The sequence below is a fragment of the Kitasatospora sp. NPDC001132 genome (assembly GCF_053598415.1).
Genome location: NZ_JBSFKF010000014.1, coordinates 107,819 through 133,637, shown reverse-complemented (window position 1 = coordinate 133,637; position 25,819 = coordinate 107,819). Strand labels below are relative to the sequence as shown.

At 72.6% G+C, this 25,819-nt stretch carries 23 protein-coding genes; 12 read left to right on the top strand and 11 right to left on the bottom strand.

Features of this window, described 5'->3' with window-relative positions:
• The first annotated feature begins 223 nt into the window (after positions 1-223).
• Both ACWDBE_RS20670 and ACWDBE_RS20665 read left to right on the top strand, forming a co-directional pair.
• Positions 224-976, top strand: a complete 753-nt coding sequence (locus ACWDBE_RS20670; protein WP_449792427.1) for a FadR/GntR family transcriptional regulator — start codon at positions 224-226, stop codon at positions 974-976.
• A 51-nt stretch (positions 977-1,027) separates the two neighbouring features.
• Entirely contained in the window at positions 1,028-1,777 is a 750-nt protein-coding gene (locus tag ACWDBE_RS20665; RefSeq protein WP_449808721.1) for a cache domain-containing protein, read from the top strand.
• Positions 1,778-1,911: 134 nt separating this feature from the next.
• On the opposite strand, the gene ACWDBE_RS20660 is transcribed toward ACWDBE_RS20665, so the two are convergent.
• Both ACWDBE_RS20660 and ACWDBE_RS20655 read right to left on the bottom strand, forming a co-directional pair.
• Entirely contained in the window at positions 1,912-2,694 is a 783-nt protein-coding gene (locus ACWDBE_RS20660) for a (2Fe-2S)-binding protein (protein WP_449792425.1), read from the bottom strand.
• Between the two features lie 168 nt (positions 2,695-2,862).
• Entirely contained in the window at positions 2,863-3,444 is a 582-nt protein-coding gene (locus tag ACWDBE_RS20655) for a hypothetical protein (RefSeq protein ID WP_449808720.1), read from the bottom strand.
• Positions 3,445-3,633: 189 nt separating this feature from the next.
• Between ACWDBE_RS20655 and ACWDBE_RS20650 the strand changes: the two genes are divergently transcribed.
• Entirely contained in the window at positions 3,634-4,887 is a 1,254-nt protein-coding gene (locus tag ACWDBE_RS20650) for a sensor histidine kinase (RefSeq protein WP_449808719.1), read from the top strand.
• Between the two features lie 178 nt (positions 4,888-5,065).
• On the opposite strand, the gene ACWDBE_RS20645 is transcribed toward ACWDBE_RS20650, so the two are convergent.
• From ACWDBE_RS20645 to ACWDBE_RS20630, 4 genes are all read right to left on the bottom strand, one after another.
• Positions 5,066-5,737, bottom strand: coding sequence for an LppU/SCO3897 family protein (locus tag ACWDBE_RS20645; protein WP_449808718.1), 672 nt, complete (start codon positions 5,735-5,737; stop codon positions 5,066-5,068).
• 109 nt (positions 5,738-5,846) lie between these two features.
• A complete protein-coding gene (locus ACWDBE_RS20640; protein WP_449787878.1) occupies positions 5,847-7,169 on the bottom strand; it encodes an MFS transporter in 1,323 nt (440 codons plus the stop codon).
• A gap of 161 nt (positions 7,170-7,330) precedes the next feature.
• The gene (locus tag ACWDBE_RS20635) at positions 7,331-8,413 is read right to left on the bottom strand and encodes an inositol-3-phosphate synthase (RefSeq protein ID WP_449787877.1); all 1,083 of its coding nucleotides are present in this window, start codon (positions 8,411-8,413) and stop codon (positions 7,331-7,333) included.
• A gap of 126 nt (positions 8,414-8,539) precedes the next feature.
• Positions 8,540-9,226: a PadR family transcriptional regulator gene (locus tag ACWDBE_RS20630; protein WP_449787876.1), complete on the bottom strand. Its 687-nt coding sequence runs from the start codon at positions 9,224-9,226 to the stop codon at positions 8,540-8,542.
• A gap of 515 nt (positions 9,227-9,741) precedes the next feature.
• Between ACWDBE_RS20630 and ACWDBE_RS20625 the strand changes: the two genes are divergently transcribed.
• Together ACWDBE_RS20625 and ACWDBE_RS20620 are read left to right on the top strand one after the other, a co-directional pair.
• Positions 9,742-12,219 (top strand): transglycosylase domain-containing protein, encoded by a 2,478-nt coding sequence (locus ACWDBE_RS20625; RefSeq protein WP_449808717.1) that lies wholly within the window; start codon positions 9,742-9,744, stop codon positions 12,217-12,219.
• A gap of 241 nt (positions 12,220-12,460) precedes the next feature.
• Entirely contained in the window at positions 12,461-14,038 is a 1,578-nt protein-coding gene (locus ACWDBE_RS20620) for a glycosyltransferase family 87 protein (protein WP_449808716.1), read from the top strand.
• 37 nt (positions 14,039-14,075) lie between these two features.
• On the opposite strand, the gene ACWDBE_RS20615 is transcribed toward ACWDBE_RS20620, so the two are convergent.
• The 3 genes from ACWDBE_RS20615 to ACWDBE_RS20605 all read right to left on the bottom strand — a co-directional run bounded on the left by ACWDBE_RS20615 (position 14,076) and on the right by ACWDBE_RS20605 (position 16,802).
• Positions 14,076-15,110: an alanine racemase gene (locus ACWDBE_RS20615; RefSeq protein WP_449808715.1), complete on the bottom strand. Its 1,035-nt coding sequence runs from the start codon at positions 15,108-15,110 to the stop codon at positions 14,076-14,078.
• A 13-nt stretch (positions 15,111-15,123) separates the two neighbouring features.
• A complete protein-coding gene (locus ACWDBE_RS20610; protein WP_392868645.1) occupies positions 15,124-16,242 on the bottom strand; it encodes a lipid II:glycine glycyltransferase FemX in 1,119 nt (372 codons plus the stop codon).
• A gap of 260 nt (positions 16,243-16,502) precedes the next feature.
• Positions 16,503-16,802, bottom strand: coding sequence for a hypothetical protein (locus ACWDBE_RS20605; protein WP_449808714.1), 300 nt, complete (start codon positions 16,800-16,802; stop codon positions 16,503-16,505).
• Between the two features lie 303 nt (positions 16,803-17,105).
• Between ACWDBE_RS20605 and rpsF the strand changes: the two genes are divergently transcribed.
• The 4 genes from rpsF (at position 17,106) to rplI (ending at position 18,878) form a co-directional block, all read left to right on the top strand.
• Positions 17,106-17,396, top strand: a complete 291-nt coding sequence (rpsF, locus tag ACWDBE_RS20600) for a 30S ribosomal protein S6 (protein WP_188298654.1) — start codon at positions 17,106-17,108, stop codon at positions 17,394-17,396.
• Between the two features lie 96 nt (positions 17,397-17,492).
• Positions 17,493-18,098, top strand: a complete 606-nt coding sequence (locus ACWDBE_RS20595) for a single-stranded DNA-binding protein (RefSeq protein WP_449787872.1) — start codon at positions 17,493-17,495, stop codon at positions 18,096-18,098.
• Between the two features lie 79 nt (positions 18,099-18,177).
• Positions 18,178-18,414, top strand: coding sequence for a 30S ribosomal protein S18 (gene rpsR / locus ACWDBE_RS20590; RefSeq protein ID WP_030059640.1), 237 nt, complete (start codon positions 18,178-18,180; stop codon positions 18,412-18,414).
• A 17-nt stretch (positions 18,415-18,431) separates the two neighbouring features.
• A complete protein-coding gene (rplI, locus tag ACWDBE_RS20585) occupies positions 18,432-18,878 on the top strand; it encodes a 50S ribosomal protein L9 (RefSeq protein WP_359822975.1) in 447 nt (148 codons plus the stop codon).
• 75 nt (positions 18,879-18,953) lie between these two features.
• On the opposite strand, the gene ACWDBE_RS20580 is transcribed toward rplI, so the two are convergent.
• Positions 18,954-20,294 (bottom strand): MATE family efflux transporter, encoded by a 1,341-nt coding sequence (locus ACWDBE_RS20580; protein ID WP_449787871.1) that lies wholly within the window; start codon positions 20,292-20,294, stop codon positions 18,954-18,956.
• A gap of 573 nt (positions 20,295-20,867) precedes the next feature.
• Between ACWDBE_RS20580 and dnaB the strand changes: the two genes are divergently transcribed.
• On the top strand, positions 20,868-22,352 hold the full coding sequence (gene dnaB / locus ACWDBE_RS20575; protein WP_402415171.1) for a replicative DNA helicase: 1,485 nt from the start codon (positions 20,868-20,870) through the stop codon (positions 22,350-22,352).
• Between the two features lie 27 nt (positions 22,353-22,379).
• Here dnaB and manA read toward each other — a convergent pair whose 3' ends face one another.
• A complete protein-coding gene (gene manA, locus ACWDBE_RS20570; protein WP_449808713.1) occupies positions 22,380-23,585 on the bottom strand; it encodes a mannose-6-phosphate isomerase, class I in 1,206 nt (401 codons plus the stop codon).
• A 340-nt stretch (positions 23,586-23,925) separates the two neighbouring features.
• Here manA and ACWDBE_RS20565 point away from each other — a divergent pair, with 340 nt between their 5' ends.
• Positions 23,926-24,693, top strand: coding sequence for a polyprenol monophosphomannose synthase (locus tag ACWDBE_RS20565; protein WP_449787869.1), 768 nt, complete (start codon positions 23,926-23,928; stop codon positions 24,691-24,693).
• 136 nt (positions 24,694-24,829) lie between these two features.
• Positions 24,830-25,798 carry an MBL fold metallo-hydrolase gene (locus ACWDBE_RS20560; protein WP_449787868.1) on the top strand — a complete coding sequence of 323 codons (969 nt, stop codon included), beginning with the start codon at positions 24,830-24,832 and terminating at the stop codon, positions 25,796-25,798.
• Positions 25,799-25,819 lie beyond the last annotated feature (21 nt).

Here is a 25,819-nt window from a genome sequence, read left to right as displayed (position 1 = left end):
CATACGAGATTGGGTTTCTAGCGGCAAGAGTGCGCGCTCGACCGGGAGGTACCCTGCGGGAAACATCCGGTCGGACGGTGAACCGGCGGCGACTCGGTGGCGAGCCGGTGGCGAGCCGACAGCGACCCGGTGGCGAGCCGGGCGACGTGCCCGGTGACGACCGGGTGGCGGCTTGGCGGTGGCTTGGCGGCGGCTTGGCGGCGGTGAACGAGGAGGGGCAGGCATGACGACCATCGGCAGTGCGACCCCGCTGCTCAGCGCCGTCCTCGCGCCGCTCGCCGACCTCGGGCGCGCCGACGCGGTGGCCCGCCGGATCACCGAGGCGATCGCCCTCGGGCTGGTCGCCGACGGGGACCAACTGCCCAGCGAGAACGACCTGGCCGACCAACTCGGCGTCGCCAACGGCACCGTCCGCGAGGCCCTCGCGCTGCTCCGCGAGGCCGGACTGATCGAGACCCGGCGCGGCCGCAACGGCGGCAGCTTCGTCCGCACCCCCGTCGAGGGCTCCCAGCACCTCCGGCTCGCCCGGCTGCGCGACCTCGCCACCGTCGACCTGCGCGACCTCGGCGACGAGGAGCTGGCCGTCTTCGGCACCGCCGCCCGACTCGCCGCCGAACGCGCCCCGGCCGACCTCGGCCCCAGGCTCACCCGGCTGGTGCACGACCTGCGGGACGCCGCCGGGCCCGCCGAGCAGCGCCGGGCCGACGCCCGCTTCCACATCGAACTCGCCGTCGCCGCCCAGTCGGTGCGGCTCACCCAGCTCGCCGTCCGGCTGCAGGCCGAGCTCGGCCCGCTGCTCTGGCTGCCCGCCCCGTACGGGCCGGACCAGGAGCGGTTCGCCGAGCAGCACCGGGAGATCCTGGTCGCCGTGCTGGCCGGCGACGCGGCCGGCGCCCGGGCCGCCGCCGAGGCGCACGCGGTGGCCTGCGTGCACCATCTGGTCCGGCGGCACCTGGAGTTGGCGGACGACGGCTGAGCCGGGGGCCGTACCGCCGTCCCGGAACCCTCACCGCCGCCGGAGCCCCCGATGACCAGCGCGTCCAGCACCACCCTGCCCGCCGCCGGGCTCGCCGCCGTCCGGCGGTGCGCCCGGCAGGTCGCCGCCGCCGTCGACGCGGTACTCACCGAACTGGACGGCCTGCGGGCGGCCGCGGCCGACTGCTGGACCCGGGCGGCCGCCGCGGGGCGCCGGCCCGCGGCCGCCGAACTCGCCGCGGTGCACGGCGCGGTGAGCGAGCTGCTGGCGCGTCCAGGATCGCGCTGGTTCGGCTGCGGAGCGGTCGTGGCGCCCGGCGCGCTCGCCGACGCCGACCTGCACGTGGAGTGGTGGTACCGCGGCGCGCGAGGGACGGGGGAACGGCGGCTGCGGCTCGTGCTCGACCCGGCGGACGCCGAGTTCTACGACTACCGGGCGCAGCCCTGGTTCGCCCGGCCCCGGGACGAGGGGCGGGCCGCGGTGGCCGGGCCGCAGGTCGACCTGCTCTGCGCCGACCGGTACGTGCTGTGCTGCGCCCGGCCGGTGGTCGTCCCGGGCGCGGGCTTCGTCGGGGTGGCGGCCGGGGACGTCCCGCTGGCCGCGCTGGAGCGGCTGCTGGTGCCGCCGCTGCGGGCGCTGCCCGGTGAGGCCGCGCTGCTCGACGGCGAGGGACGGGTGCTGGCGGCCACCACCCCGGCCCTGCCGGTGGGTTCGCTGGCGCGCGGGCTGCGGGTGGATCCGGCGGCCGAGCGGGCCTCGGTGCCGTCGGCGGCGGTGGACTGGACAGTGGTGCGGGGCTGAGGTGAACCGGCTGACCGGCTGACCGGCTGACCGGCTGACCGGCTGACCGGCTGACCGGTGCCGACCGGTGCCGACCGGTGCGGGCTGACCGGTGTGGCCTCCTGGGGCCGATATGACCTTCATTTGTGAAAGTATTAGCCGTTCCGCTTCCCGCGCCCGGGCGGCGTGCTGAAGCAGCAGTCCCCGCAGAGCCCGGCGCCCGGTCCGACCCGGTAGTAGAGGCAGCAGCTGTTCCGCCGGAACGCCGTGCCGCGCGGCCCGGTGCGCAGGGTGCCCGCGCCGGCCAGCGGTGGACGCTCCAGCAGCTCCGCCGTCAACGCCCGTGCGGAGACCGGTGCGTGGGCGTCCAGCACCCGCAGCGTCCCGGCCAGCGCGGACGCGGCGTTGCCGAGCAGCAGGCGCGGGGAGAGCGGGGCGAAGGCCCGGACGGCCGCCGCCAGCGGCTCCAACTGGCCGAGCAGAACGGCCTCGTGGAGCTGGTCGACGAGCGTCCCGGGGGTCGGTCCGCCGGCCGGTCTGCCGGTCGGTCCGCTGCCTGGCCCGTCGCCGGGCCGGGCGGTCTCCGGCGGGATCCACAGGTCGAGCGGGCCCTGGTCCGGGATCCGTACCCAGGCGTCCTCCAACGTCGGGACCGTTCCCAACAGCACGGCCGAGCCCAGCCCCACCGACCAGAAGCGGGCGGCCAGCCCCAGGTGCAGGATCGAGGCCGCGACCCGCGGTTCGCCCGTGCCGAGCCGCCGAGCCACCACCGGCAGCCGCGCCGCCAAGGGCGCGTCGGGCCCGGTACCGTACAGCTCGGCCAGCGGCCGGAAGCCCTCGGGTGGCCGTCCGTCCGGCGAGGTGTCCAGTGCGAAGTACGGCCCGACGGCCGCGAGTCGGGCGTACTCGGGCGGTCGCCGGTCGGGAGCGGTGCTCAACGGCCGTCCCCTGTGCGGTCGTTGAGAACCGCTCCCGCGGGTGACGGGGCGGTCGGGCGGTCGAGGGACAACGGTGCCTCCAGGTCTGCGGGTGCTCGGACGGTGGCGCGCGGCCCCGTCGGCCCCGGTCGGATCCGAGAGGTCCTGGCGGGCCCGGTCGGCCGGGTGTCAGCCGCGCACGGAGAAGTCGCCACTGGTCGTGCGGATGAACGGTACCGTGCCCTGGCAGTCCGAGACCGGCTGGCCGAACACGCCCCAGACCCAGCCCATCCGGTCCCCGCGCCGTCCGTTGTCCTCCACCGAGAGCGCGACCTTCTGGCCGGTCAGCTCCAGGCCCGGGAACCACGGAGCCTCGCCCTTGGTGACCACCCCGGTGGCGATCGCCTCCCGACCGCCGACGGCCAGGCAGGTGATGTCGCCCTCGAAGTCGGCGACCAGCCGGCCGTCGGTGTGCACGTGGCGGACGTGGAAGTGGCCCGCGGTGCTGCGCGGGTCGGTGTTGGTGGTGGCTCGGGCGTCCACCGAGATCTGCACCGGGTCGCCCTCGAAGCCGTGGAACGAGGCGGTGAGGACGGTGTTGCCGGTGCCGCGCACGCTGACCGGCCCGAAGTCGGGTGCCGTGGCGGCCGGTTGTGCGGTCAATGGCGGTGCGGCGGGGGTCGGCGCGGCGACGGCGGCCGGTGCGGCGGTGGCGACCGTCGCAGCCAGGAGGAGCAGCGAGGCGGCGGTGGTGGCGAGGCGGCGGTTCATGGCGGTTCGTTTCCCCTTCGGTGCGGGCGTTCCGGCGCGGTTGGTCCCCGCGCTGTTGTTCCGACGCCACCGATCCTGCTCCCGTCCGACCTGCCGGACCTCCCGCTGCGGAGGGGAGTTGGCGGCGGACGGCTCCCTCCGGAGGAGGAGCCCGCCTCCCCCGGGAGAGCTGCCCGTAGGCTCGGCCGGGTGCGCACCGACTCTCCCTTCGCCCGCTCCGAGGCCACCGACCCCGCGCGGCCGCGGCCGGCCGGGATCCGCCGACCGCTCGCCGCCGTCTCCGCGCTCGTCCTGCTGCCGCCCGTCCTGCTGGCGCAGCCCGGTGCCCGGGGAGCGGCCGCGCTGCTCGCCCTGACGGCGGTGCTCGCCGCGGTGGCGGCGCTACTGCCGTGGCCGGTCGGGCGGATCACCCTCGGTCCGGCCGCCGCGGTGGTGGCCGGGGCCTCGCTGCTGGTCGACGTGGTCTACCCGGGGCCGTACCGGCTGCCCGCGTTCTGGCTGCCCTTCGAATGGCTTGCCCTGCTCGGGCTGCTCTTCCGGGCCGTCCGCCGGCTGCCCGACCGATCCGTCTGGGCGATCAGCGGGCTGCTCGGGCTCGCGGCCGTGCTGCTGCCGCTGCGGTTCGCCCTGCGCACGCCGCCGGGCGGCGCGGCCGGGCCGGTGGTCGGGGTGCTGCTCTCGCTGCTGCCGCTGCTCGGTGTCGCGGCGGCGGCCCTCTACCTGCGGGTCCTGGACGCCCGCCGGGAGCGTGCCGTCGCCCGGGCACGGCGCGAGCAGCGCCTGGAGGTGGCCCGGGGGCTGCACGACTTCGTCGCGCACGAGATCACCGGCATCGTGCTGGAGGCCCAGGCCGGCCGACTCCCCGGCCAGGAACCGGAGGAGACCACCGAGCTGCTGCGCCGACTGGAGGAGGCCGGGCTGCGGGCACTGGACTCGATGGACGAGATGGTCGGTGCCCTGCGCGAGCCCGACGGCCGGGGCGGCGAGCCGGGGCAGGCGGCGCGTTCCTCCGTGGCGACCACGCGCCGGCTGGGCCTGGCCGACCTCCCCGAGCTGGTCGCCCGCTTCGGAGCCACCGGAGCCACCGGAGCCCTGCGGGCCACCGCCGAGCTGGCACCCGGCACCGCCGGCCGGCTCTCCGCCGAGGCCGAGGCGACCGCGTACGCCGTCGTCCTGGAGGCCCTCACCAACATCCGCCGGCACGCCCCGCAGGCCACCGAGGTCACCGTCCGGGTAGCGCTCGGCGAGGACGGTGCCGTCGAGCTGACCGTCACCGACGACGGCGGCCCCGCCCGCAAGCCGCTGCTGCGCCGCCGCCCCGGCGCCGGTGGCACCGGCCTGGCCGGACTCACCGCCCGCGCCGCCGCCCACGGCGGAACGCTGACCGCCGGCCCGGGCACGCCCGCGGGCTGGCGGGTCAGCTGCTCCCTGCCGGGACGCTGAGGAGCGCACGGAAGCGGGGGGGGGGGGGGGGGGTGGTGGGGGGGGGGGCGGGGGGGGGGGGGGGGGGGGGGGGGGTGGGGGGGGCGCTCCCGCGGGGGCCCTCCCCCGCCCCCGCCGGGGGGGGGGGGGGCCCCCGGCCCCCCGCCCCCCCCACCCCTCTGCCGTGCGGTTGAGTCGCTCAGGACTTCTTCACCGGCGGGACACCGGTGGTGGCGGGCGTCAGCGGGCCGAGGCAGAGCACGTACCGCTTCTTGTTCCAGCGGCGGCCGCTCTTGCCCGAGACCGCGCTCGTGGTCTGTGGCGTCTGCTTGCAGCGGGTCACGTCCGTGGTGCCTTCGAACTTCGCCAGGACACGGTAATTCGCTTTGCTGTCAGTGCACTTGACGATCTCGACGTCGCGCGAGCCGCTCGCCCGCACGCAGTCGCCGGGCTTGGCGCTGCTGACGCTCGGCCCGGCCACGAAGTAGCCCACCGCCAGTGCGACGCAGCCGCCGACCAGCCCGACGACCCGCAGCTTGGAGCGGATGCCGCGCTTGGCGGCCGGTGCGGGCGCCGTGGGCGGCATAGCGGGGGCGGGCTGCGGGGGGCCGTACGGGTTGGGGCCCGGCTGCTGCCCGTACGGATTGGGGCCCGGCTGTCCGTACGGCTGCTGCCCGTAGGGCTGTTGGCCGTGCGGCGGCTGTCCGTAGGCCGGTGGCGGGCCGTAGCCGGGCGGGGCCGGCGGCGTGGGCTGCCCGTAGGCCGGCGGCGGTCCGTACGGCCCGGCCGGCGGGGGAACGGGTGCCCCGTACGGAGGTGCCGCGGGCGGCCCCACCGGGGCCGGTCCGTACGGATTGGGTGGTGTGCTCATCAGTTCGTCCCCCGAGACAGAGTTCTGTCGATCCGACAGGTCCGATACCTTAGCGAGTCGGTGGGGCACCTTCGGCCGCGAACCCCCGAGGGCTCCCGGGAGGGCCTGGTCAGTGGGGGAGCGGGCGCCGGCGGGCGGAGCGCAGGTAGAGCACCGCCGTCAGTGCGTATACCCCGGCGACCCCGATCACCACCCCGACCGAGCGGCCGGACAGCGGCAGCACCAGCGCCGTGACCAGGGCGGCGGCCACGAAGGCGACGTTGAACAGCACGTCGTAGATGGCGAAGACCCGGCCGCGGTACTCGTCCTCGACCGACTCCTGCACCACCGTGTCGGCGCAGATCTTGGTGCCCTGGGTGACCACCCCGAGCAGCAGGGCGGCGATCAGACAGGGCACCAGCGTGAAGCTCAGGCCCAGCGCCGGGACGAAGAGCACCGGGGCGACCAGACAGGCCGTCATCCACCCGGCCAGGCCCAGCCGGCGGGTGCACCAGGGGCTGACCAGAGCGGCGACGAAGAACCCGGCGGCGGACAGACCGACCGCCTGGCCGAGGGTGACCAGCCCGGCCGCGCTGTCGGTCGGGTCGTTGAAGGTGTAGCGGGCGAGCATCACCACGACCACGATCAGCACGCCGTAGCAGAACCGGGCCGCGGTGACGGCGGCCAGCGCGTGCACGGCGGGCCGGCAGTCCCGGACCAGGTGGCGCACCGCGGCGCCGAGTTCGACGGCTGCCCGGACCAGCGCCTGGCCGAGCCCGGGGCGGTCCTCGTGCCGGTCCGGGCCGAGCAGGTCGCGGTCCATCCGCCGGGCGGCCAGCGCGGCCGACAGGTAGAGCAGCGCGGCCACCGAGACCAGTGCGGCGTCGGCCTTCGGCCCGGGGGCCATCAGCTGGTGCAGCAGGAAGCCGATGCCTCCGCCCGAGGCGGCCGCGACCGTCCCGAGGGTGGGGGAGAGGGCGTTGGCGGTGACCAGCTGGTCCTGCTCCACCACCCGGGGCAGGGCGGCGGACAAGCCGGCCAGGATGAACCGGTTGAGCGCGGTGACCAGCAGGGCCGAGGCGAAGAACAGCCAGGTCGGCGCCTCGGCCAGCAGCAGCGCGCCGGTGCCCAGGCCCAGCCCGAAGCGGGCCAGGTTGCCGAAGTAGAGCACCTGGCGGCGGCGCCAGCGGTCCAGCAGCACGCCGGCGAACGGGCCGATCACCGAGAACGGCAGCAGCATCACGGCCAGCACCGAGGCGATGTCGGCGGGGGACGACTGCTTCTCGGGGGAGAAGACCACGTACGCGGCGAGCGAGACCTGGAAGACGCCGTCCGAGAGCTGGGAGAGCACCCGGGCGGTCAGCAGCCGCCGGAAGTCGCGGCCCTTCAACAGGTCGAGGAGCGTGGCCCGGTGCGCGGACCGGTGGGTGCTGCCGTTCTCGGTGATCGCCACCTGCCCAGGGTGCCACGGAACCGGTCGCCGTTTCACGTGAAACATTGGCTGCGAGAACGTGAAGGGCCCACGGTCCCCAGACCGTGGGCCCTTCCTGCGAGCTACGGGGCAGCTCAGATCTCAAACCTCGGACTTCGGACCGCCCCTCAGTGCTCGAGCGCTCAGCGCTCGACCTCGCCGCGGATGAACTTCTCGACGTTCTCCTTGGCCTCGTCGTCGAAGTACTGAACCGGCGGGGACTTCATGAAGTACGAGGAGGCCGAGAGGATCGGGCCGCCGATGCCGCGGTCCTTGGCGATCTTCGCGGCGCGGACGGCGTCGATGATGACACCGGCGGAGTTCGGGGAGTCCCAGACCTCCAGCTTGTACTCCAGGTTCAGCGGGACGTCGCCGAAGGCCTTGCCCTCGAGGCGGACGTAGGCCCACTTGCGGTCGTCCAGCCAGGCCACGTAGTCCGAGGGGCCGATGTGGACGTTCTTGGCGCCCAGCTCGCGGTCGCGGATCTGCGAGGTGACGGCCTGGGTCTTGGAGATCTTCTTGGACTCCAGGCGCTCGCGCTCGAGCATGTTCTTGAAGTCCATGTTGCCGCCGACGTTCAGCTGCATGGTGCGCTCGAGGATGACACCGCGGTCCTCGAACAGCTTGGCCATCACGCGGTGCGTGATGGTCGCGCCGACCTGGGACTTGATGTCGTCACCGACGATCGGCACGCCGGCCTCGGTGAACTTGTCCGCCCACTCCTTGGTGCCCGCGATGAACACCGGCAGGGCGTTCACGAAGGCGACCTTGGCGTCGATGGCGCACTGGGCGTAGAACTTGGCCGCGTCCTCGGAACCGACGGGCAGGTAGCAGACCAGGACGTCGACCTGGCGGTCCTTGAGGACCTGGACGACGTCGACCGGCGCCTCGTCCGACTCCTCGATGGTCTCCAGGTAGTACTTGCCCAGGCCGTCGAGGGTGTGGCCGCGCTGGACGGTCACGCCGGTCGGCGGCACGTCGCAGATCTTGATGGTGTTGTTCTCGCTGTTGCCGATGGCGTCGGCCAGGTCGAAGCCGACCTTCTTGGCGTCGACGTCGAAGGCGGCGACGAACTCCACGTCACCGACGTGGTAGTCACCGAACTGGACGTGCATCAGCCCGGGGACCTTGCCGGCCGGGTCGGCGTCCTTGTAGTACTCGACACCCTGCACCAGCGACGCGGCGCAGTTGCCCACGCCCACGATGGCTACGCGAACCGAACCCATTCCGGTTGCTCCCTGTGATCTCATGAGGACCGCCGGGGTCGGCGGAACTCGTCCTGCTTCTTCGATGACTGCATGTGCGGGCGCGAGGCGCCCGATCCTGCCGCGCGGCACAGGGCTGGCGCGGTGTCAGCGCTCCTGGGCGGAGCGCCCCGGGCGGTCGTACGGTGGACCGGACGGGTCCTGGGACCCGCCCTCCTGGCCACGGCCGTCCGAAGTCTTGTGGGGGCCGGCGGCATCGGGGCCGGTCCGGGCGGTGCGGTTGGACCGCTCGGTCTCGATCAGCTCGTTGAGCCAGCGGACCTCGCGCTCCACCGACTCGAGTCCGTGCCGCTGGAGTTCGACGGTGTAGTCGTCGAACCGCTCGCGGGCGCGGGCCAGCGAGCTGCGCATCCGCTCCAGCCGCTCCTCCAGCCGGCTGCGGCGACCCTCCAGGACGCGCATCCGCACGGCCCGGTCGGTCTGGCCGAAGAAGGCGAAGTGCACGCCGAAGTGCTCGTCCTCCCAGGCGTCCGGGCCGGAGTCGGCGAGCAGCTCCTCGAAGCGCTGCTTGCCCTCGGCGGAGAGCCGGTAGACGATCTTGGACCGCTTGCCGTTGAGCGCGGTGGCCGGGACGTACTCGACGTCCGGGTTGTCCTCTACCAGGAATCCCTGGGCGACCAGGTTCTTCAGGCAGGGGTAGAGCGTCCCGTAGGAGAGCGCGCGGAACGTCCCGAGCAGGATGTTCAGCCGCTTGCGCAGCTCGTAGCCGTGCATCGGGGCGTCATGGAGCAGTCCGAGCACGGCGAACTCCAGCACTCCTGAGCGCCTGCCCATTGCCGTCCTCCTCCCGCTCGACGTCCGTCCGGCCGTCGCATTCGGCGGTATTCCGCTTCGATGTATCGGCTCGATATATCGAGAACAGTAAACCCGCCTCCGGACGGGGGCAAGAGGGGCACGCGTGAATGTGATCACAAGCCGACGCGCGGGTGGGGTTGGCAACGGGCGTGTAATGATCTGTCGTTGTTTTGTGCCCATTGGCAACTGATGTCCGATTAGTTGTATTTCAGTGCTGCGTACGCTGTCGCGTGTGCACGAGGACCACCTCCGGGATCAGGGCGGTTTGCGGGCATCGGACGTGAACCCTGCCTTCAGGCTGGAAACGCCTGGCGAGGAGTAGCTGGAAGATGAGCGAGCGACGGCGAAGGACGCCCGACCCGGGCGGTGACGGGCAGCAGCCCCCGGGAGGCGGCGGCCGTCGGGGCGGTGGCCAGGGGCCCGACGAGCTGCGCTCGGACGGTGTCGGCCGGCGACGCCCCTCGGGGGTCAGGGAGACCGCACAGCAGCCCCGGATGACCCGTGCGGAGTTGCGCAAGGCTGCCCAGAAGAAGGGCAAGGGGGGCGGCAAGCGCGGTCCCGCCGCGGCCTCCGCCTCCGCGGCCGCGGCCGCCGGCCCCGGCAAGAAGCGCTTCATCGACTACCCGCGGTTCGGCAAGACCGGCGTCCGGCGCTGGCTGCCGTCCTGGAAGCAGTGGCTGAGCGGCTTCCTGCTGGTCTTCGGCTGCTTCGTGGGCCTGGTGTTCTACCTGTACCAGACCACCCAGGTCCCCGAGCTGAACGCCCTGGTGAACAACCAGAACACCATCTACTACTGGGCCGACAACACGGAGATGACCCGCAAGGGCCAGACCAACCGTCAGATCGTCGAGCTCAACGACATCAGCCCCAACCTCCAGAACGCCGTCATCGCCGCGGAGAACAAGAGCTTCCGGACCGACAGCGGCATCGACCCCAAGGGCATGCTCCGCGCCGTGTACAACATGGCGAAGGGCGGCGAGACCCAGGGCGCCTCGACGATCACCCAGCAGTACGTGAAGAACGCCTACCTGAGCCAGGAACAGACCCTCACCCGCAAGGTGCGGGAGTTCTTCATCACGCTGAAGATCAACCAGGACAAGGACAAGAACGAGATCCTCAAGGGCTACCTGAACACCAGCTGGTTCGGCCGCGGTGCGAACGGTGCCCAGGCGGCCGCCGAGGCGTACTACGGGGTCAACGCCAAGGACCTCAACGTCTGCCAGAGCGCCATGCTGGCCGGCCTGCTCAAGGGTGCGACGTACTACGACCCCACCAACCCGGCCAACAAGGAACGGGCCCAGGGCCGGTGGAACTGGATCCTGGACCAGATGGTGGACACCAAGGCCATCACCCCGGACGAGCGCGCCAAGTGCAACGTGTTCCCGGACCCGATCCCGCAGAAGCCCAGCTCCAACATGAACGGTGAGATCAGCTACCTGGTCGACACCGCCAACAAGTACGTGATGGCCACCGACAAGACGATCACCCAGCAGATGATCGACCGGGGCGGCCTGAAGATCTACACCACCTTCGAGAAGGACAAGGTCGACGCCCTGAAGAAGGCCGTCGACGACGTCAAGGCGGAGAACCTCAACCCGCAGAAGCGGCCGGACAACGACACCAACATCCAGTTCGGCTCCGCCAGCATCCGCCCCGGCGACGGTGCGATCGTCGCCCTCTACGGCGGCGACGGCGTGGAGAACGGCCACTTCGACAACAACGCCGACGCCACCGGCGTCCAGGTCGGCTCGACCTTCAAGCCCTTCGTGCTGGCCACCGCGATGCAGACCGGCGTGCTCACCGCGAAGGACGACAAGGGCAAGCCGAAGCGGATCAACGCCGACAGCCGCTACCTGGCCGACGACATGTCCGAGATCCGCAAGCCGGACGGCTCGCTGGTGATCGGCGACGACGGCAAGCCGTACCGGCAGAAGAACGAGGACTCCGGCAAGCGCGGCTACGTCTCGCTGCGCCAGGCCATGCAGTTCTCGTACAACGTGCCCTTCGTCCAGCTCAACCAGGACGTCGGCGGCCAGAACGTGGCCGACATCGCGGTGCAGATGGGCATCAAGAAGGAGAGCCTCGCCGACCCGAAGACGGCGACCTTCCCGCTCGGCACCTCCACCATCAGCCCGATCCGGATGGCCACCGCCTACGGCACCCTGGCGGCCAGCGGCAAGGAGTCCGAGCCGTACTCGGTCACCAAGGTCGAGGTGAGCGGCGTGGAGCGCCCGGGCTTCGGCAAGAAGGACCCCAAGGTCGCGCTGGAGCCGGCCGTCGCCGACAACGTCACCGACGTGCTGGTGAACGTGGCCGCCAACGGCACCGGCAAGAAGACGAAGGACCTGGGCCGCCCGGTGGCCGGCAAGACCGGTACCACCGACCAGAACAAGTCGGCCTGGTGGGTCGGCTACACCCCGCAGCTGGTCACCAGCGTCGCCATGTGGCGCGAGGACCCGGCCAAGCACGAGCGGCAGTCGCTGAACGGCACCGGCGGCAAGGAGTCCATCCACGGTGGTGACATCCCGACCGACGTCTTCACCCGGTACATGAGGGCCGCGCTGGCCAACGAGAAGAAGATGGACTTCCCGACCCCGCAGCCGGTCGGCACCGAGGTGGACTCCTCCGGCGCGCCGTCCACGAACAGCCCGACGACCAGCCCGAGCGCGACCGACACCCCGTCGGCCCCGGCGCAGACCCAGGCGCCGGCGCAGCCGCCGGTACAGCCGCAGCCCACCCAGACCTGCGTGCCCGGCGTGGACTGCCCCGGTGACCAGCCGAGCACCAAGCCGACCAAGGACCCGCACCCGAGCAACACCTGCCTGCCGGTGGTGGGCTGTCCGACGCCGCCGGCGCCGACGGACAGCACCACGCCGGGCGGTGGCAACGGCGGCGGCCACAACGGCGGAGGCGGCGGCAAGCCGACGCCGAGCAACACCGGTGGCCTCCAGGGCGGCCCGGCCGGGCAGTAGCCCGGGCCGGGTGGAACCCGGAACGGCGGTGGCGGTCCTCCCCGGAGGGCCGCCACCGCCGTTTTCCGTCGGGGCCGTCGCCTCTTCGCCGTCCTCCGCCGCCTTTCCGTCGGGGGCCGCCGCCGCCGACGGGACCGCTGCCGGATTCGTCACGATTGCCACACCCGCCCGCCGTACCGGGGCGCGGACCGTTGCGGGGGCCTCCTCGTCCCGGCGGGGTCGGTGCGGCAGGATGTCCGGCATGACGTCGAGCGATCGTGACGAAACCGCCGGCCCGGTCGGGTCCGGCGCCGCCGCAGGGCCCCTCCCGGCTGCCGTCGCCACGGCCGCGCCGGCGGCCAACACCGTCGTCGTCCCGGCCGACGAGGACCCGGTGGCGGCGGCCGGCAGCGAGGTGTTCGGCGGGCCCCCCGGCCGCCGGGCGCTGCTCGGCGTCTCCTGGTGGATCCCGGCGCGCTTCCTGGCGCTCGCGGTGATCGTGGTCTCGGTGCTCGGCATGGTGCAGAAGCTGCCCTGCTACGAGCAGGCCTGGTTCCAGCCGGGCTCACCGCAGTACATCCACGCCTGCTACAGCGACATCCCACACCTGTTCTCCGGACGCGGCTTCGCGGCCGGGCTGCACCCGTACGTGGACCGCATCCCGGGCTCCTCGGGGGACCTCCAGTACCTGGAGTACCCGGTGCTGACCGGCCTGTTCATGCAGGTCGCGGCCTGGCTGACGCCCGGCGGCGGGGACCGGCAGAGCCAGGAGCAGTGGTTCTGGGCGATCAACGCCGGGATGCTGATGGCCTGCGCGGTGGTCGCCGTGGTGGCGCTCTCGCGCACCCACCGGCGCCGCCCGTGGGACGCGCTGCTGTTCGCGCTCGCCCCCGTCCTGCTGCTCAACGGCACCGTCAACTGGGACCTGCTCGCGGTCGCCCTGGCCGCCGTGGCGATGGCCTGGTGGGCCGGCGCCCGGCCGGGCTGGGCCGGCGTCTTCATCGGCCTGGCCACCGCGGCCAAGCTCTACCCGCTGCTGCTGATCGGCCCGCTGCTGGTGCTCTGCTGGCGGGCCGGCAAGTGGCGCGAGTTCCGGGTGATGCTGGGCGGCGCGGTCGGCTCCTGGCTGGTGGTCAACCTGCCGATCATGCTGGTCAACTGGCGGGGCTGGTCGACCTTCTACGTGTTCAGCAAGCACCGCGGCGAGGACTACGGCTCGTTCTGGCTGATCCTGATGCAGCGCCGCGGCGCCGGGCTGGCCGACCTCGACGTCTACATCGGCGTGCTGATGGTGCTGGGCTGCCTGGCCATAGCGTGGCTCGGCTTCTCGGCCCCGCGCCGGCCGCGCCTCGCCCAGCTGGCCTTCCTGGTGGTCGCGCTGTTCGTGCTGGTCAACAAGGTGTACTCGCCGCAGTACGCGCTCTGGCTGCTGCCGCTCGCGGTGCTGGCCCGGCCGCGCTGGCGGGACTTCCTGATCTGGCAGGCCTGCGAGGTGCTCTACACGCTGGGCATCTGGTCCCACCTGGGCCTGGTCACCGGCTCCAAGCAGCACGGGATCAGCGAGGGCTGGTACCACTTCGCGATCGGGCTGCACCTGCTGGGCACGCTCTACCTGGTCGCCCTGGTGGTCCGCGACGTCCTCCACCCGGACCGCGACCCGGTCCGCTGGGACGGCAGCGACGACCCCTCCGGCGGGGTGCTGGACCGGGCTCCGGACGTGGCCGTGCTGGGCACCGCCCGCCGGCTGCGCGAGGAGGAGAGCTACGCCGCGTACGCGCCGGCCGGCCCCGAGCAGTGGCTCGACGAGCCCGAACCGCCGGAGCCGGCCGAGAAGGCCTAGGCGCTGGCGCGAGCGAGCCGAGCGCCCAGGGCGGTGCTCAGCGGTCCACCACGCGGTCGAAGTGCGTGGTGGTGTGGCGGACCTGGAGGCCGAGCTCCTCGCCGATCGCCGGGGGCTTGGTGTCCCCGTCCAGGAACAGCAGCGAGACCTGCATGTGCGGCGGCTCGGCGAACCACAGCTGCTTGCCGGCCCAGTGGAACGGCGACTTGGTCTTGTTGACCGTCGCCAGGCCGGCCCGGGCGATGCCCTTGGCCCGGGCCCCCATGCTCGCCACGTACTTGGGCGCCTCCAGGCCGATGCCGTGCGCGGTGCCACCGGCGACCACCAGGATGTGGCCGTCGGCGGGCGCCGGGTGCTGGCGGTAGCCGTAGCGGTCGCCCTTCTGCAGCGGGGTGACGTCCAGGACGGTGGCCCGGACCTCCAGCGCGGCGTGGTCGCCCAGCCAGAGCCGGGTGCCGATCCGGGCCCGGAAGACCGTCTGCGGGTACCGCTGGGCGAGCTGGTCCATGCCCGCGGCGCCGAGGTGGCTGACGAACACCGTGTGCACCGGGATGCCGGCCGCCTGGGCGGTGTCCACCCAGTACGCGACCTCCTCGACCGGACTGGAGCCGTCCGGCCGGTCCATCGGCAGGTGCAGCGCCAGGCCCTCGAAGCCGACGCCCTCCAGCTCGGCGGCGACGGCGCGCAGGTCGGCCGCGCTCACGCCGTGCCGGCGCATGGTCGTCATGCACTCCACCACCACCCGGGCGCCGGGCAGCGTGCGGAGGGCGTCCACCGATGCCACCGTCCGGATCACCCGGGCGTGCGGCAGCGGGAGCACCTCCTCGCCGACCCGGTACGGGGTGAGCACCAGCAGCTCGCCGCCGTACCACTCGGCGGCGTCGGCCGCCTCGTACGCGGTACCGACGGCGAGCACCCCGGTGCCCAGCAGCGTCGCCTCCTCGGCCAGCCGGTGGTTGCCCAGGCCGTAGCCGTTCCCCTTGGCGACCGGCACCAGGCCGGGGAACTCGGCGAGGACGGAACGCTGGTGGGTGCGCCAGCGTTCGGTGTCGAGGTAGAGCGACAGCGTCATCGGGTCAGCCTCCTCAGCGGCGGGACATGTAGAGGTCGAGGGCCTTGTGCAGCAGCTTGTTGAGCGGGAAGTCCCATTCGCCGAGGTACTCGGCCGCCTGGCCGCCGGTGCCGACCTTGAACTGGATCAGGCCGAACAGGTGGTCGTTCTCGTCCAGGGTGTCACTGATGCCGCGCAGGTCGTACACCCCGCCGCCCAGGGCGTAGGAGTCGCGCATCATCCGCCACTGGATGGCGTTGGACGGCTTGACCTCGCGCTTGTGGTTGGCCGAGGCGCCGTAGGAGTACCAGACGTGCTCGCCGACCACCAGCATCGTGGTGGCGGCCAGCGGCTCGCCCTCGTGGTAGGCGATGTAGAGCCGCATGCGGTTCGGGTCCTCGGCCACGAGGGCCTTCCACATCCGCTGGAAGTAGGCCAGCGGGCGGGGGGTGAACTTGTCGCGCTCGGCGGTGACCAGGTAGAGCTGGTGGAAGATCGGCAGGTCGTCGTAGCCGCCCTGGATCACCTCGACGCCGCTCTTCTCGGCCTTCTTGATGTTGCGGCGCCAGAGCTGGTTGAAGTTCTTGTGGATGTCGTCCAGCGAGCGGTTGGCCAGGGGCACCTGGAAGACGTAGCGGGGCTGGACGTCACCGAAGCCGGCGCCGCCGTCCTCGCCCTGGAGCCAGCCTGCCTTGCGCAGCCGGTCGGCCACCTCGAAGGCGCGGGCCTCGTACCAGTCGGCCTCGACGTCGCGCAGCCGCTTGGCCTGCTTGGCGGCGATGGCCTCCTTGATGGTGGGGGCGTTCCAGCGGCGGATGACCACCGGCGGGCCCATCTTCACCGAGAACGCGCCCTGAGACTTGAGGTGCGCCAGCATCGGGGAGAGCCAGCGGTCGAGGTCGCGGTCGAACCAGTCGATGACCGGGCCCTCGGGCAGGTAGGCGAGGTAGCGCTTGAGCTTGGGCAGCTGGCGGTAGAGGACCAGGCCGGCGCCGACGAGCTGGTCGGCGTCGTCGAACCAGCCGATCGACTCGGACCGCCACTCGGCCTTCACGTCGCCCCACGACGGCACCTGCATGTGGCTGGCCGAGGCGCGGCTCCTGATGAAGGCGAGGTGCTCCTCGCGGGTGATCGTCCTCAGGCGCAGGCTCATGTGCTCGGTGCTCCTCGTCGGTCGGGCTGCGGTGGCCCCAGGTTCTGGGCTGACCTTATCGTCCGGGGCTCGGGCGCCCGCCGCTGCGGGCACGGCGCCGCCCCCGTCGGATACCTGTCTCCTCTTGCAGATACGCGACGGGGGCGGCGAGGGTTCCGGACGGGCGCTGTGGGCTCGGTCCCAGTGGGGCGACGGGGCGGGACGGGGTCAGGCGGGGGCGCCGGCGCGGGGCGGCGGCGCGGGGGCGGTCCGGGGGCGGGTCAGCCCCAGAGGCCGCCGCGGGCGATGCCGAGGTAGAAGCCGATGGCGGCGGCACCGAGTGTGATCATCAGGACGAAGCGCTCGGCGGTGGTGACCGAGACGAACATGCCCCACAGGCCCGTGATGATGCCGAACAGGCCGGTCCACGAGGTCAGCAGGTGCAGGTTGTGGAAGAACGAGGTGGTGAAGGCGATCATGCCCAGCAGGGCGGTGATGCCCACCAGGGCGTTCTCGCGGGGGTGCGGGTGGCCGTCGGTGTTCAGCGTGAGGGCGGGCATGCGGTGGACGGACTGGGCCATGGGTCCCACCTCCTGGCGTGGAGACGAACGGGCAGGGATCCCGTTCCGTCCAGATTGCGGTGCTTGGGTCGCTCTCACAACCCCTATGCGTTTTGTTCGGCCGTCCGGGTGCGGGTAGGCTGTGCCGTCTGCACTGGTGTAGTTGTGCCCCCTTTGCACCCTCTTCCGGGTGGAGCGGGGCCGACTGTCCGACCCTGCCGTTACGGTGGGCCGGAGTCGTCACTGCTCCGGTGCCGACGCTACGCACAACCCTCCTGCCACGGAGAGACCGTGGCCGCTGAGTCCAAAGGAGGTGGGTTACTCATGCGTCACTACGAGCTGATGGTCATCCTCGACCCCTCGGTCGAGGAGCGCGCTGTCTCCCCCCTGATCGAGAGCTTCCTCGCTGTCGTCCGCAACGCCGGCGGCAAGGTGGAGAAGGTCGACACCTGGGGTCGCCGCCGTCTGGCTTACGAGATCAACAAGCAGTCCGAGGGCATCTACTCGGTCATCGACCTCAAGGCCACGCCTGAGGTCGTCAAGGAGCTCGACCGCCAGCTGGGCCTGAGCGAGTCGGTTCTGCGGACCAAGGTCCTGCGCCCGGACACCCACTGAGCCACCTCTGAGGCCTTCGGGTCTCGGGTAGCTCGCGTCCGCTGTTTCACGTGAAACAGCGGTGAACGGACATCTTCCCGAGAGGTCATCACCACCATGGCAGGCGAGACCGTCATCACCCTCGTCGGCAATCTCGTCGACGACCCCGAGCTGCGCTTCACCCCGTCGGGTGCGGCGGTCGCGAAGTTCCGCATCGCGTCCACCCCCCGCACCTTCGACCGTCAGACGAACGAGTGGAAGGACGGCGAGAGCCTCTTCCTCACGTGCAACGTCTGGCGGCAGCCGGCGGAGAACGTGGCCGAGTCGCTGCAGCGCGGCATGCGCGTCATCGTGCAGGGCCGACTGCGCCAGCGGTCTTACGAGACCAAGGAAGGCGAGAAGCGGACGGTCTTCGAGGTCGAGGTCGACGAGGTCGGCCCGAGCCTGCGCTCGGCGACCGCCAAGGTCACCCGGGCCAACCGGTCCGGCGGCCCCGGTGGCGGCTTCGGCGGCCAGCAGGGTGGCGGCCAGGGCGGTGGCGGCTGGGGCGGCGGCGGTGGCGGCCAGCAGGGCGGCGGTGGCTGGGGTGGAAACTCCGGCGGCGGCCAGTCCGGCCCCTCCGACGACCCCTGGGCCTCCAGTGCCCCGTCCGGTGGAAACCAGGGCGGCGGCTGGGGTGCCCCGTCCGGTGGCAGCGGCTACTCGGAAGAGCCCCCGTTCTAAGAGCTGACAGATTTCGTGCGGTCCGGCAGCCGGCGTCCCCGGACGCCCGCCGGACCGTGAACCCCAAATGGAGCACACAATGGCGAAGCCGCCTGCTCGCAAGCCGAAGAAGAAGGTTTGCGTCTTCTGCAAGGACAAGGTCAACTACGTTGACTACAAGGACACGAACCTGCTGCGGAAGTACATCTCCGACCGCGGCAAGATCCGTGCCCGTCGGGTGACCGGCAACTGCACCCAGCACCAGCGTGACGTCGCCACGGCCGTGAAGAACAGCCGTGAGATGGCGCTGCTGCCCTACACCAGCACCGCGCGCTAAGAGAGGGTGACCGAGTAATGAAGATCATCCTCACGCACGAGGTGCCGGGTCTCGGCTCCGCCGGCGAGGTCGTCGAGGTCAAGGACGGCTACGCCCGCAACTACCTGGTCCCGCGTGGCTACGCCATCCGCTGGACCAAGGGTGGTCAGAAGGACGTCGACGCCATCCGTCGCGCCCGGAAGATCCACGCCATCCAGACCCTCGAGGCCGCCAACGAGGTCAAGGGTCAGCTCGAGGGCGTCCAGGTCAAGCTGGCCGTCCGCTCGGGCGACGCCGGCCGTCTGTTCGGCTCGGTGACCCAGGCCGACGTCGTCGAGGCCATCAAGGCCGCCGGCGGCCCGGCGGTGGACAAGCGCGCCGTCGCGATCGCCTCGCCGATCAAGACCGTGGGCTCCCACAAGGTCTCGGTCAAGCTGCACTCGGACGTCGTGGCCAACCTCGACGTCGCCGTCGTGGCTGCCTGAGCTCCGTAGCCCAGGCCCGAGGGCCGGACTCCTCCGGGAGTCCGGCCCTCGGTCTTTTCCGGTCGGTCCCCGCCCTCAGCCGCGCACCGCTCCGGTGACCAGCCACTTGCCGCCGCGGGCGCGCCAGACCAGGAAGCCGGCCCGCAGCAGCATGAACAGGTTCATCGCCCACCAGAGCCCGGCCAGTCCGGTGCCGGTGGCCGGCACCGCCAGGGCCACCGGGACGAACACCGCCAGGGTGGCGAGCCCGGCCCAGGCCAGGTAGGGGCCGTCGCCGGCCCCCATCAGCACGCCGTCCAGCACGAAGACCAGGCCGGCCACCGGCTGGGTGAGCGCGAGCAGCAGCAGGGCGGTGTCCAGCTGGGCCCGGACGACCGGGTCGGGCGTGAACAGCGGGACGTACAGCGGGCGGGCGAGCACCACCAGCAGCCCGAGGACCAGCCCGGAGACGATGCCCCACTCGACCATCCGCCGGGTGGCGGCCCGGGCGCCGGGGGCGTCCGAGGCGCCCAGGTAGCGGCCGATGATGGCCTGGCCGGCGATCGCGATGGCGTCCAGCGCGAAGGCCAGGAAGTTGAACAGCGTCATGGTGATCTGGTGGGCGGCCACCTGGTCGTCGCCGAGCCGGGCCGCCACCGCGGTGGCGGTCATCAGCACCGCGCGCAGGCTGATCGTCCGGACCAGCAGCGGGCCGCCGGCCCTGGCGCCGGCCCGGATGCCCGCCGGGTCCGGCCGCAGCGAGGCCCCCTCCCGGCGGGCTCCGCGGACCACCACGACCAGGTAGGCGGCGGCCATCCCGGTCTGGGCGAGCACGGTGCCCCAGGCCGAGCCGGCCACCCCGAGCCCGGCGCCGTACACCAGGCCGGCGTTCAGGCCGATGTTGGCGGCGAAGCCCGCGACCGCCACCACCAGCGGTGTGCGGGTGTCCTGGAGACCGCGCAGCACCCCGGTGGCGGCGAGCACCATGAGCATCGCGGGGATGCCCAGGGAGCTGATCCGCAGGTACGTCACCGCGTGCGGCGCGGCGGTCGCCGAGGCGCCCAGCGCGTCGGCCGCCCAGGGGGCCAGCAGCAGGGTGAGGAGGACCACCGGGACGGCCAGGCCCAGCGCCAGCCAGATGCCGTCGACGCCCTGCTGCACGGCGCCCCGGCGGTCCCCGGCGCCGATCCGGCGGGCGACCGCCGCGGTGGTGGCGTAGGCGAGGAAGACGAACACGCCGGTCGCGGTGGAGAGCGCGGCGGAGGCGACGCCCACCCCGGCCAGCTGGGGGGTGCCGAGGTGGCCGACGATCGCCGAGTCGGCCATCAGGAAGAGCGGTTCGGCGACGAGCGCGCCGAAGGCCGGGACGGCCAGGGCGAGGATCTCCCGGTCGTGCCGGCGGCGCGAGGGGGCCGGGGTCGGGGGCGAGGCGGTCATGGGCACCAGGCTACTCATCCACAGGTAATGGATGTAAGGGTCAGATGCCTATTACTCGAAACCCTGAGCGACGCGGTTCGCCCGCTCTGTGCCCACAGCCGTTCGGAGGTGTGTGAAGAATTTCTCATGCACAGGCCCGGAATGAGGTAATCCCAGGTCAACAGGTTGACGGTGGATCGATCGTCCGGTTATCCACAGGGACGTCCACAGGGGTGTCCACAGCTTTGCGGCAGTTCTCCACAGGACGGGGCCACTCATCCACACCCCCTGTGGATAACCGCCTTGGCGCGAGGGCGCCCGGCGCTTTAGCGTGGGCCCTCCGCCCGACACTCCCGCCGCCCCCGGCGTCCGATTTGTCGGAGCCGTGGCGTACAAAGAGGATCCGCTCCACCCAGCCACCGGCAAGCCCGCTCCAACTTCGCACCACTCGCTGATCGGGGAACACGCGTGACCGGCCCCCAGTACGACGACCACGACGCCCCGCCGCCGGAGGATGACTGGCAGACCGCCGAGGACCCCTTCCCGGTCGGCGCCTACGACGACGCCCCCTTCCCGGACGGCCCCGGCGACCGGCTGCCGGTCTCCCGCAACCGCGGCGAGGACCGTCAGGGCGGTGGCCGCGACGGCTTCCAGAAGGGCGGCAAGGGCGGCTTCCAGAAGGGTGGCAAGGGCGGCCGGCCCGAGGGCGGCTGGCAGCGCCGGGACGAGGGCGACGGCGCGGGCGCGGTGGACGGCTTCGAGCGCGTCCCACCGCAGGACCTGGACGCCGAGAAGTCCGTCCTCGGCGGCATGCTGCTCTCCAAGGACGCCATCGCCGACGTGGTCGAGGTGCTCAAGCCGGCCGACTACTACCGGCCCGCGCACGAGATGGTCCACGGCGCGATCCTCGACCTCTACGCCCGCGGCGAGCCGGCCGACCCGATCACCGTGGCCGGTGAGCTGACCAAGCGCGGCGAGCTCCAGCGGGTCGGCGGCGCCGCGTACCTGCACACCCTGGTCAACTCCGTCCCGACGGCGGCCAACGCCGAGTACTACGCCCAGATCGTGCACGAGCGCGCGGTGCTTCGCCGACTGGTCGAGGCGGGCACCCGGATCGCCGGCATGGGCTACGCGGCCGAGGGCGACGTGGACGAGATCGTCAACGCCGCCCAGGCGGAGATCTACGCCGTCACCGAGCAGCGCACCAACGAGGACTACGCGCCGCTCGCCGACATCATGGAGGGCGCCCTCGACGAGATCGAGGCGATCGGCTCCCGGCAGGGCCAGATGTCCGGCGTGCCGACCGGCTTCGCCGACTTCGACCAGCTCACCAACGGGCTGCACCCGGGCCAGATGATCGTCATCGCGGCCCGCCCCGCGATGGGCAAGTCCACGCTCGCGCTGGACTTCGCGCGGGCCTGTTCGATCCACCACAAGCTGCCGAGCGTGATCTTCTCGCTCGAAATGGGCCGCAACGAGATCGCCATGCGCCTGCTCTCCGCCGAGGCCCGGGTGGCGCTGCACCACATGCGCTCCGGGAACATGACGGACGACGACTGGACCCGGGTCGCCCGCCGGATGCCGGACGTCAGCGAGGCGCCGCTGTTCATCGACGACTCGCCGAACCTGTCGATGATGGAGATCCGCGCCAAGTGCCGCCGGCTGAAGCAGCGCAACGACATCAAGCTGATCGTCATCGACTACCTCCAGCTGATGCAGTCCGGCGGCTCCCGGCGGGCCGAGAACCGTCAGCAGGAGGTCTCGGACATGTCCCGAAACCTCAAGCTGCTGGCCAAGGAGCTGGAAGTGCCGGTCATCGCGCTCTCCCAGCTGAACCGTGGCCCCGAGCAGCGCACCGACAAGCGGCCGATGGTCTCGGACCTCCGCGAGTCCGGCTCGATCGAGCAGGACGCCGACATGGTCATCCTGCTGCACCGCGAGGACGCCTACGAGAAGGAGTCGCCGCGCGCGGGCGAGGCCGACCTGATCGTCGCCAAGCACCGTAACGGTCCGACCGCGACCATCACGGTGGCCTTCCAGGGCCACTACTCGCGCTTCGTCGACATGACCCGGGACTGAGCCCGGCCCCGGCGTCGGGGCGGGGAGTCAGACGGTGACGGTGGCGCGGAAGAGCGTGCTGCCGGAGCCGGAGAGGCGGGTCGGGGCGCCGGTGGCGGGGAGGAAGGCGGACTGGCCGCGGGCCAGGTCCAGCACGGTGCCGTCGGCGGCGGTCAGCCGGGCGCCGCCCTCGGTGCAGAGCAGGATCTGCGGGGTGCGGCCGTCGATCTCGCGCGCGGCGCCGTCCAGCACGAAGCGGGACAGCCGGAACTCGTCGATCGGGACGGGGTAGAGCTCCTCGCCCGGGGTGCCCTCGACCGGGACCGGCTCCAGCAGCTCGGGGGCGCCGGCCGCGAAGACCACGACCTCCAGCAGCTCCGGCACGTCGATGTGCTTCGGGGTGAGGCCGGCCCGCAGTACGTTGTCGGAGTTGGCCTGGAGCTCGACGCAGACGCCGGACAGGTAGGCGTGCGGCACCCCGGCGCCCAGGTACAGAGCCTGGCCGGCCCGCAGCCGGACGTGGTTGAGCAGCATGCCGGCGATCACGCCGCGGTCGTCCGGGAAGTCCTCGGCGATCCGGGCGTACGGGGCGTACTCCCCGTCGGGGTCGGTCGCCGCCAGCACCTCGACGGTCCGCCGGACGGTCTCCCCGTCCAGAGCGAGGGCGGCGGTCAGGGCGCCGCGCAGCGACTCGGACTCTCCCCCGGCCTTGGGCCGGGAGGTGCCCCCGCCGGAGGCCAGCCGATCGATCACCGGGGCGAGCCCGGGCACCGCGAGTCCGGCCAGCAGCCGGGCCGCGTCGGCGGGCCGGCGGAAGCCGCACAGGCCCTCGAACTCGCCCAGGGCGCAGACCATTTCGGGCTTGTGGTTGGCGTCCCGGTAGTTGCGCTCGGGGGCGTCCTGGGGGATGCCGAGGGCGTTCTCGGCGGCGAAGCCGGCCCGGGCCTGGTCGAGCGTGGGGTGGGCCTGGATGGACAGCGGGATGCCTGCGGCCAGCACCTTGAAGAGGAACGGCAGGGTCGGGCCGAACCTGGCCACGCTCGCCGCGCCCAGCTCGCCCTCGGGGTCGGCCGCGATCAGCTCGTCCAGCCGGCGCGGACCCTCGCCGCGGTCGGCGTGCGACGGGGCACCGGGGTGGGCGCCCATCCACAGCTCGGCCTGCGGCTCACCGGTCGGCCGCTGCCCGAGCAGCTCGGGCAGGGCGGTGAGCGACCCCCAGGCGTACGGGCGGACGGTGTTGACGAGCCTGTCCATGCGCGCGGTCCTACTCCTTCGCTGTCTGGGCGGCCCCGGACGTCCCGAGTCCGGATCGCCGGGGCGGGCCCGGCGGAGCGGGCTGTCCGGGCACGGGCAAGGGAAACGACCCTAGCCGACCGGTGTCACCCACGGGGAAACGGCGGGCGTCCGGTGGGAGTGCCGCGGTCGGACCGGCGGTTCCCGGCGCGGTAGTAGAATGCCAGGACGCAGTAGCCTCCGCCCTGCGTGCAATTCGCCACCGAGGTCCACCCCGGCCAGGTGGTGCCGGCGGAGCCGCGTTCCAGAGTGCGGGCGCCGGTGTCCCGGACACCCCCGCCACCGGCCGAGAGGTTTGTACGTGACCGTGAACCAGCAGAGTTTTGCTGATCTCGGCAAGGTCCTGGTGATCATCCCGACCTACAACGAGGCGGAGAACGTCGAGCGGATCGTCGGCCGGGTCCGTGCCGCCGTGCCCGAGGCGCACGTGCTGGTCGCCGACGACAACAGCCCTGACGGCACCGGCGAGCTGGCGGACAAGCTGGCGGTCGAGGACGAGCACGTCCACGTCATGCACCGCAGGGGCAAGGAGGGCCTGGGCGCCGCCTACCTCGCGGGCTTCCGCTGGGGCATCGACAACGGCTACGACGTCCTGGTCGAGATGGACGCGGACGGCTCGCACCAGCCCGAGGAACTGGACCGGCTGCTGGCCGCGCTGCGCGGCGCCGACCTGGTGCTGGGCTCGCGCTGGGTGCCGGGCGGCCGGGTGGTCAACTGGCCGAAGTCGCGGCTGCTGCTCTCGCGCGGCGGCTCGACGTACTCGCGGCTGATGCTGGACGTGCCGATCCGGGACGTCACCGGCGGCTACCGGGCGTTCCGCAAGGAGACCCTGCTGGGCCTGGGCATGGACGAGGTCGCCTCGGCCGGGTACTGCTTCCAGGTCGACCTGGCCTGGCGCACGGTGAAGGCCGGCTTCAAGGTCGCCGAGGTGCCGATCACCTTCGTCGAGCGCGAACTCGGGGCGTCCAAGATGAGCCGCAACATCGTGGTCGAGGCGCTGTGGCGGGTGACCACCTGGGGCGTCACCGACCGGCTGGCGCGACTGCGCGGCGCCGCCGCCACGCGCTGACGACCGAACTCCCGCGCACGGTGTGACGTGCACCGGAAGGCGTGCCCCGCCGGGCGCGCCTTCCGCGCATTCGGCCGCCCGTGCTCCCATGCTGTAGGGCGCAGGAAGTCCGACCGCCGACCAGAGGGAGCAGCCCGTGACGACGTCCCCGCCCGAGGAGAGCGCCGGCGCGGGTGCCGAGCCGCCGGAGTCCGGGCAGCCGGAGTCCGGGCAGCCGGTCCGGCCGCTGGAGGTCGCCGTCTTCACCGGTCCCGAGTCGGCCTTCTTCGCCACCTCCACGCTGATCCTCGGCGAGCGGACGGCGATCCTGGTGGACGCCCAGCTCACCCGCAGCGCCGGTCGCGAACTGGCCGAGTGGGTCGCCGGCAAGGGCAGACGGCTGCTCGCCGTCGTGGTCACCCACCAGCACCCGGACCACTACTTCGGCGCCGAGGAGGTGCTGCGGCTCTTCCCCGAGGCGCAGCTGCTGGCCGCCCCGGCCGTGGTCGAGGGCATCCGGCGGACCGTCGCCGCGAAGGTCGCGCAGTGGAAGCCGGTGTACGGCGACGACGTCCCGGACCACCCGCTGATCCCCGCCCCGCTGCTGCCGCAGCCGCTGATGCTGGACCGCCAGGTGATCCCGGTGCTGCTGCTCGGCCAGGCCGACTGCGGGGACTCCACGGTCGTCCACGTGCCGAGCATCCGCACCGTGATCGCCGGGGACTTCGTCCACAACGGCACCCACGTCTGGACCGCCGACACCACCCCGGCCCAGCGCACCACCTGGGGGCACAACCTCGGCCGGATCGCCGACCTCGGTGCGGAACGGGTGATCGCCGGCCACCGGGCCCCGGGCCAGGGCGACGACGCCGCCCGGGTGCTCGCCTTCACCGGCGAGTACCTCCAGGACTTCGACCGGCTGCTGGCCGCGCACCCGGACGACCCGGAGGCGCTGGTCACGGCGATGAACGAGCGCTACGGGGAGCTGACCCTGCCGTCCTTCCTGGAGCTGGGCGCGCGGGCCAACACCGCGCGCACGGCCGAGGACACCGTCGAGGCCGAACTCGTCGCCGAGCCCGAGGAGGGCCCGGAGGGCGGGGAGGGCCGGGACGCCGCGGGGCGGTAGGGCCAGGGGCGGATACTGGCC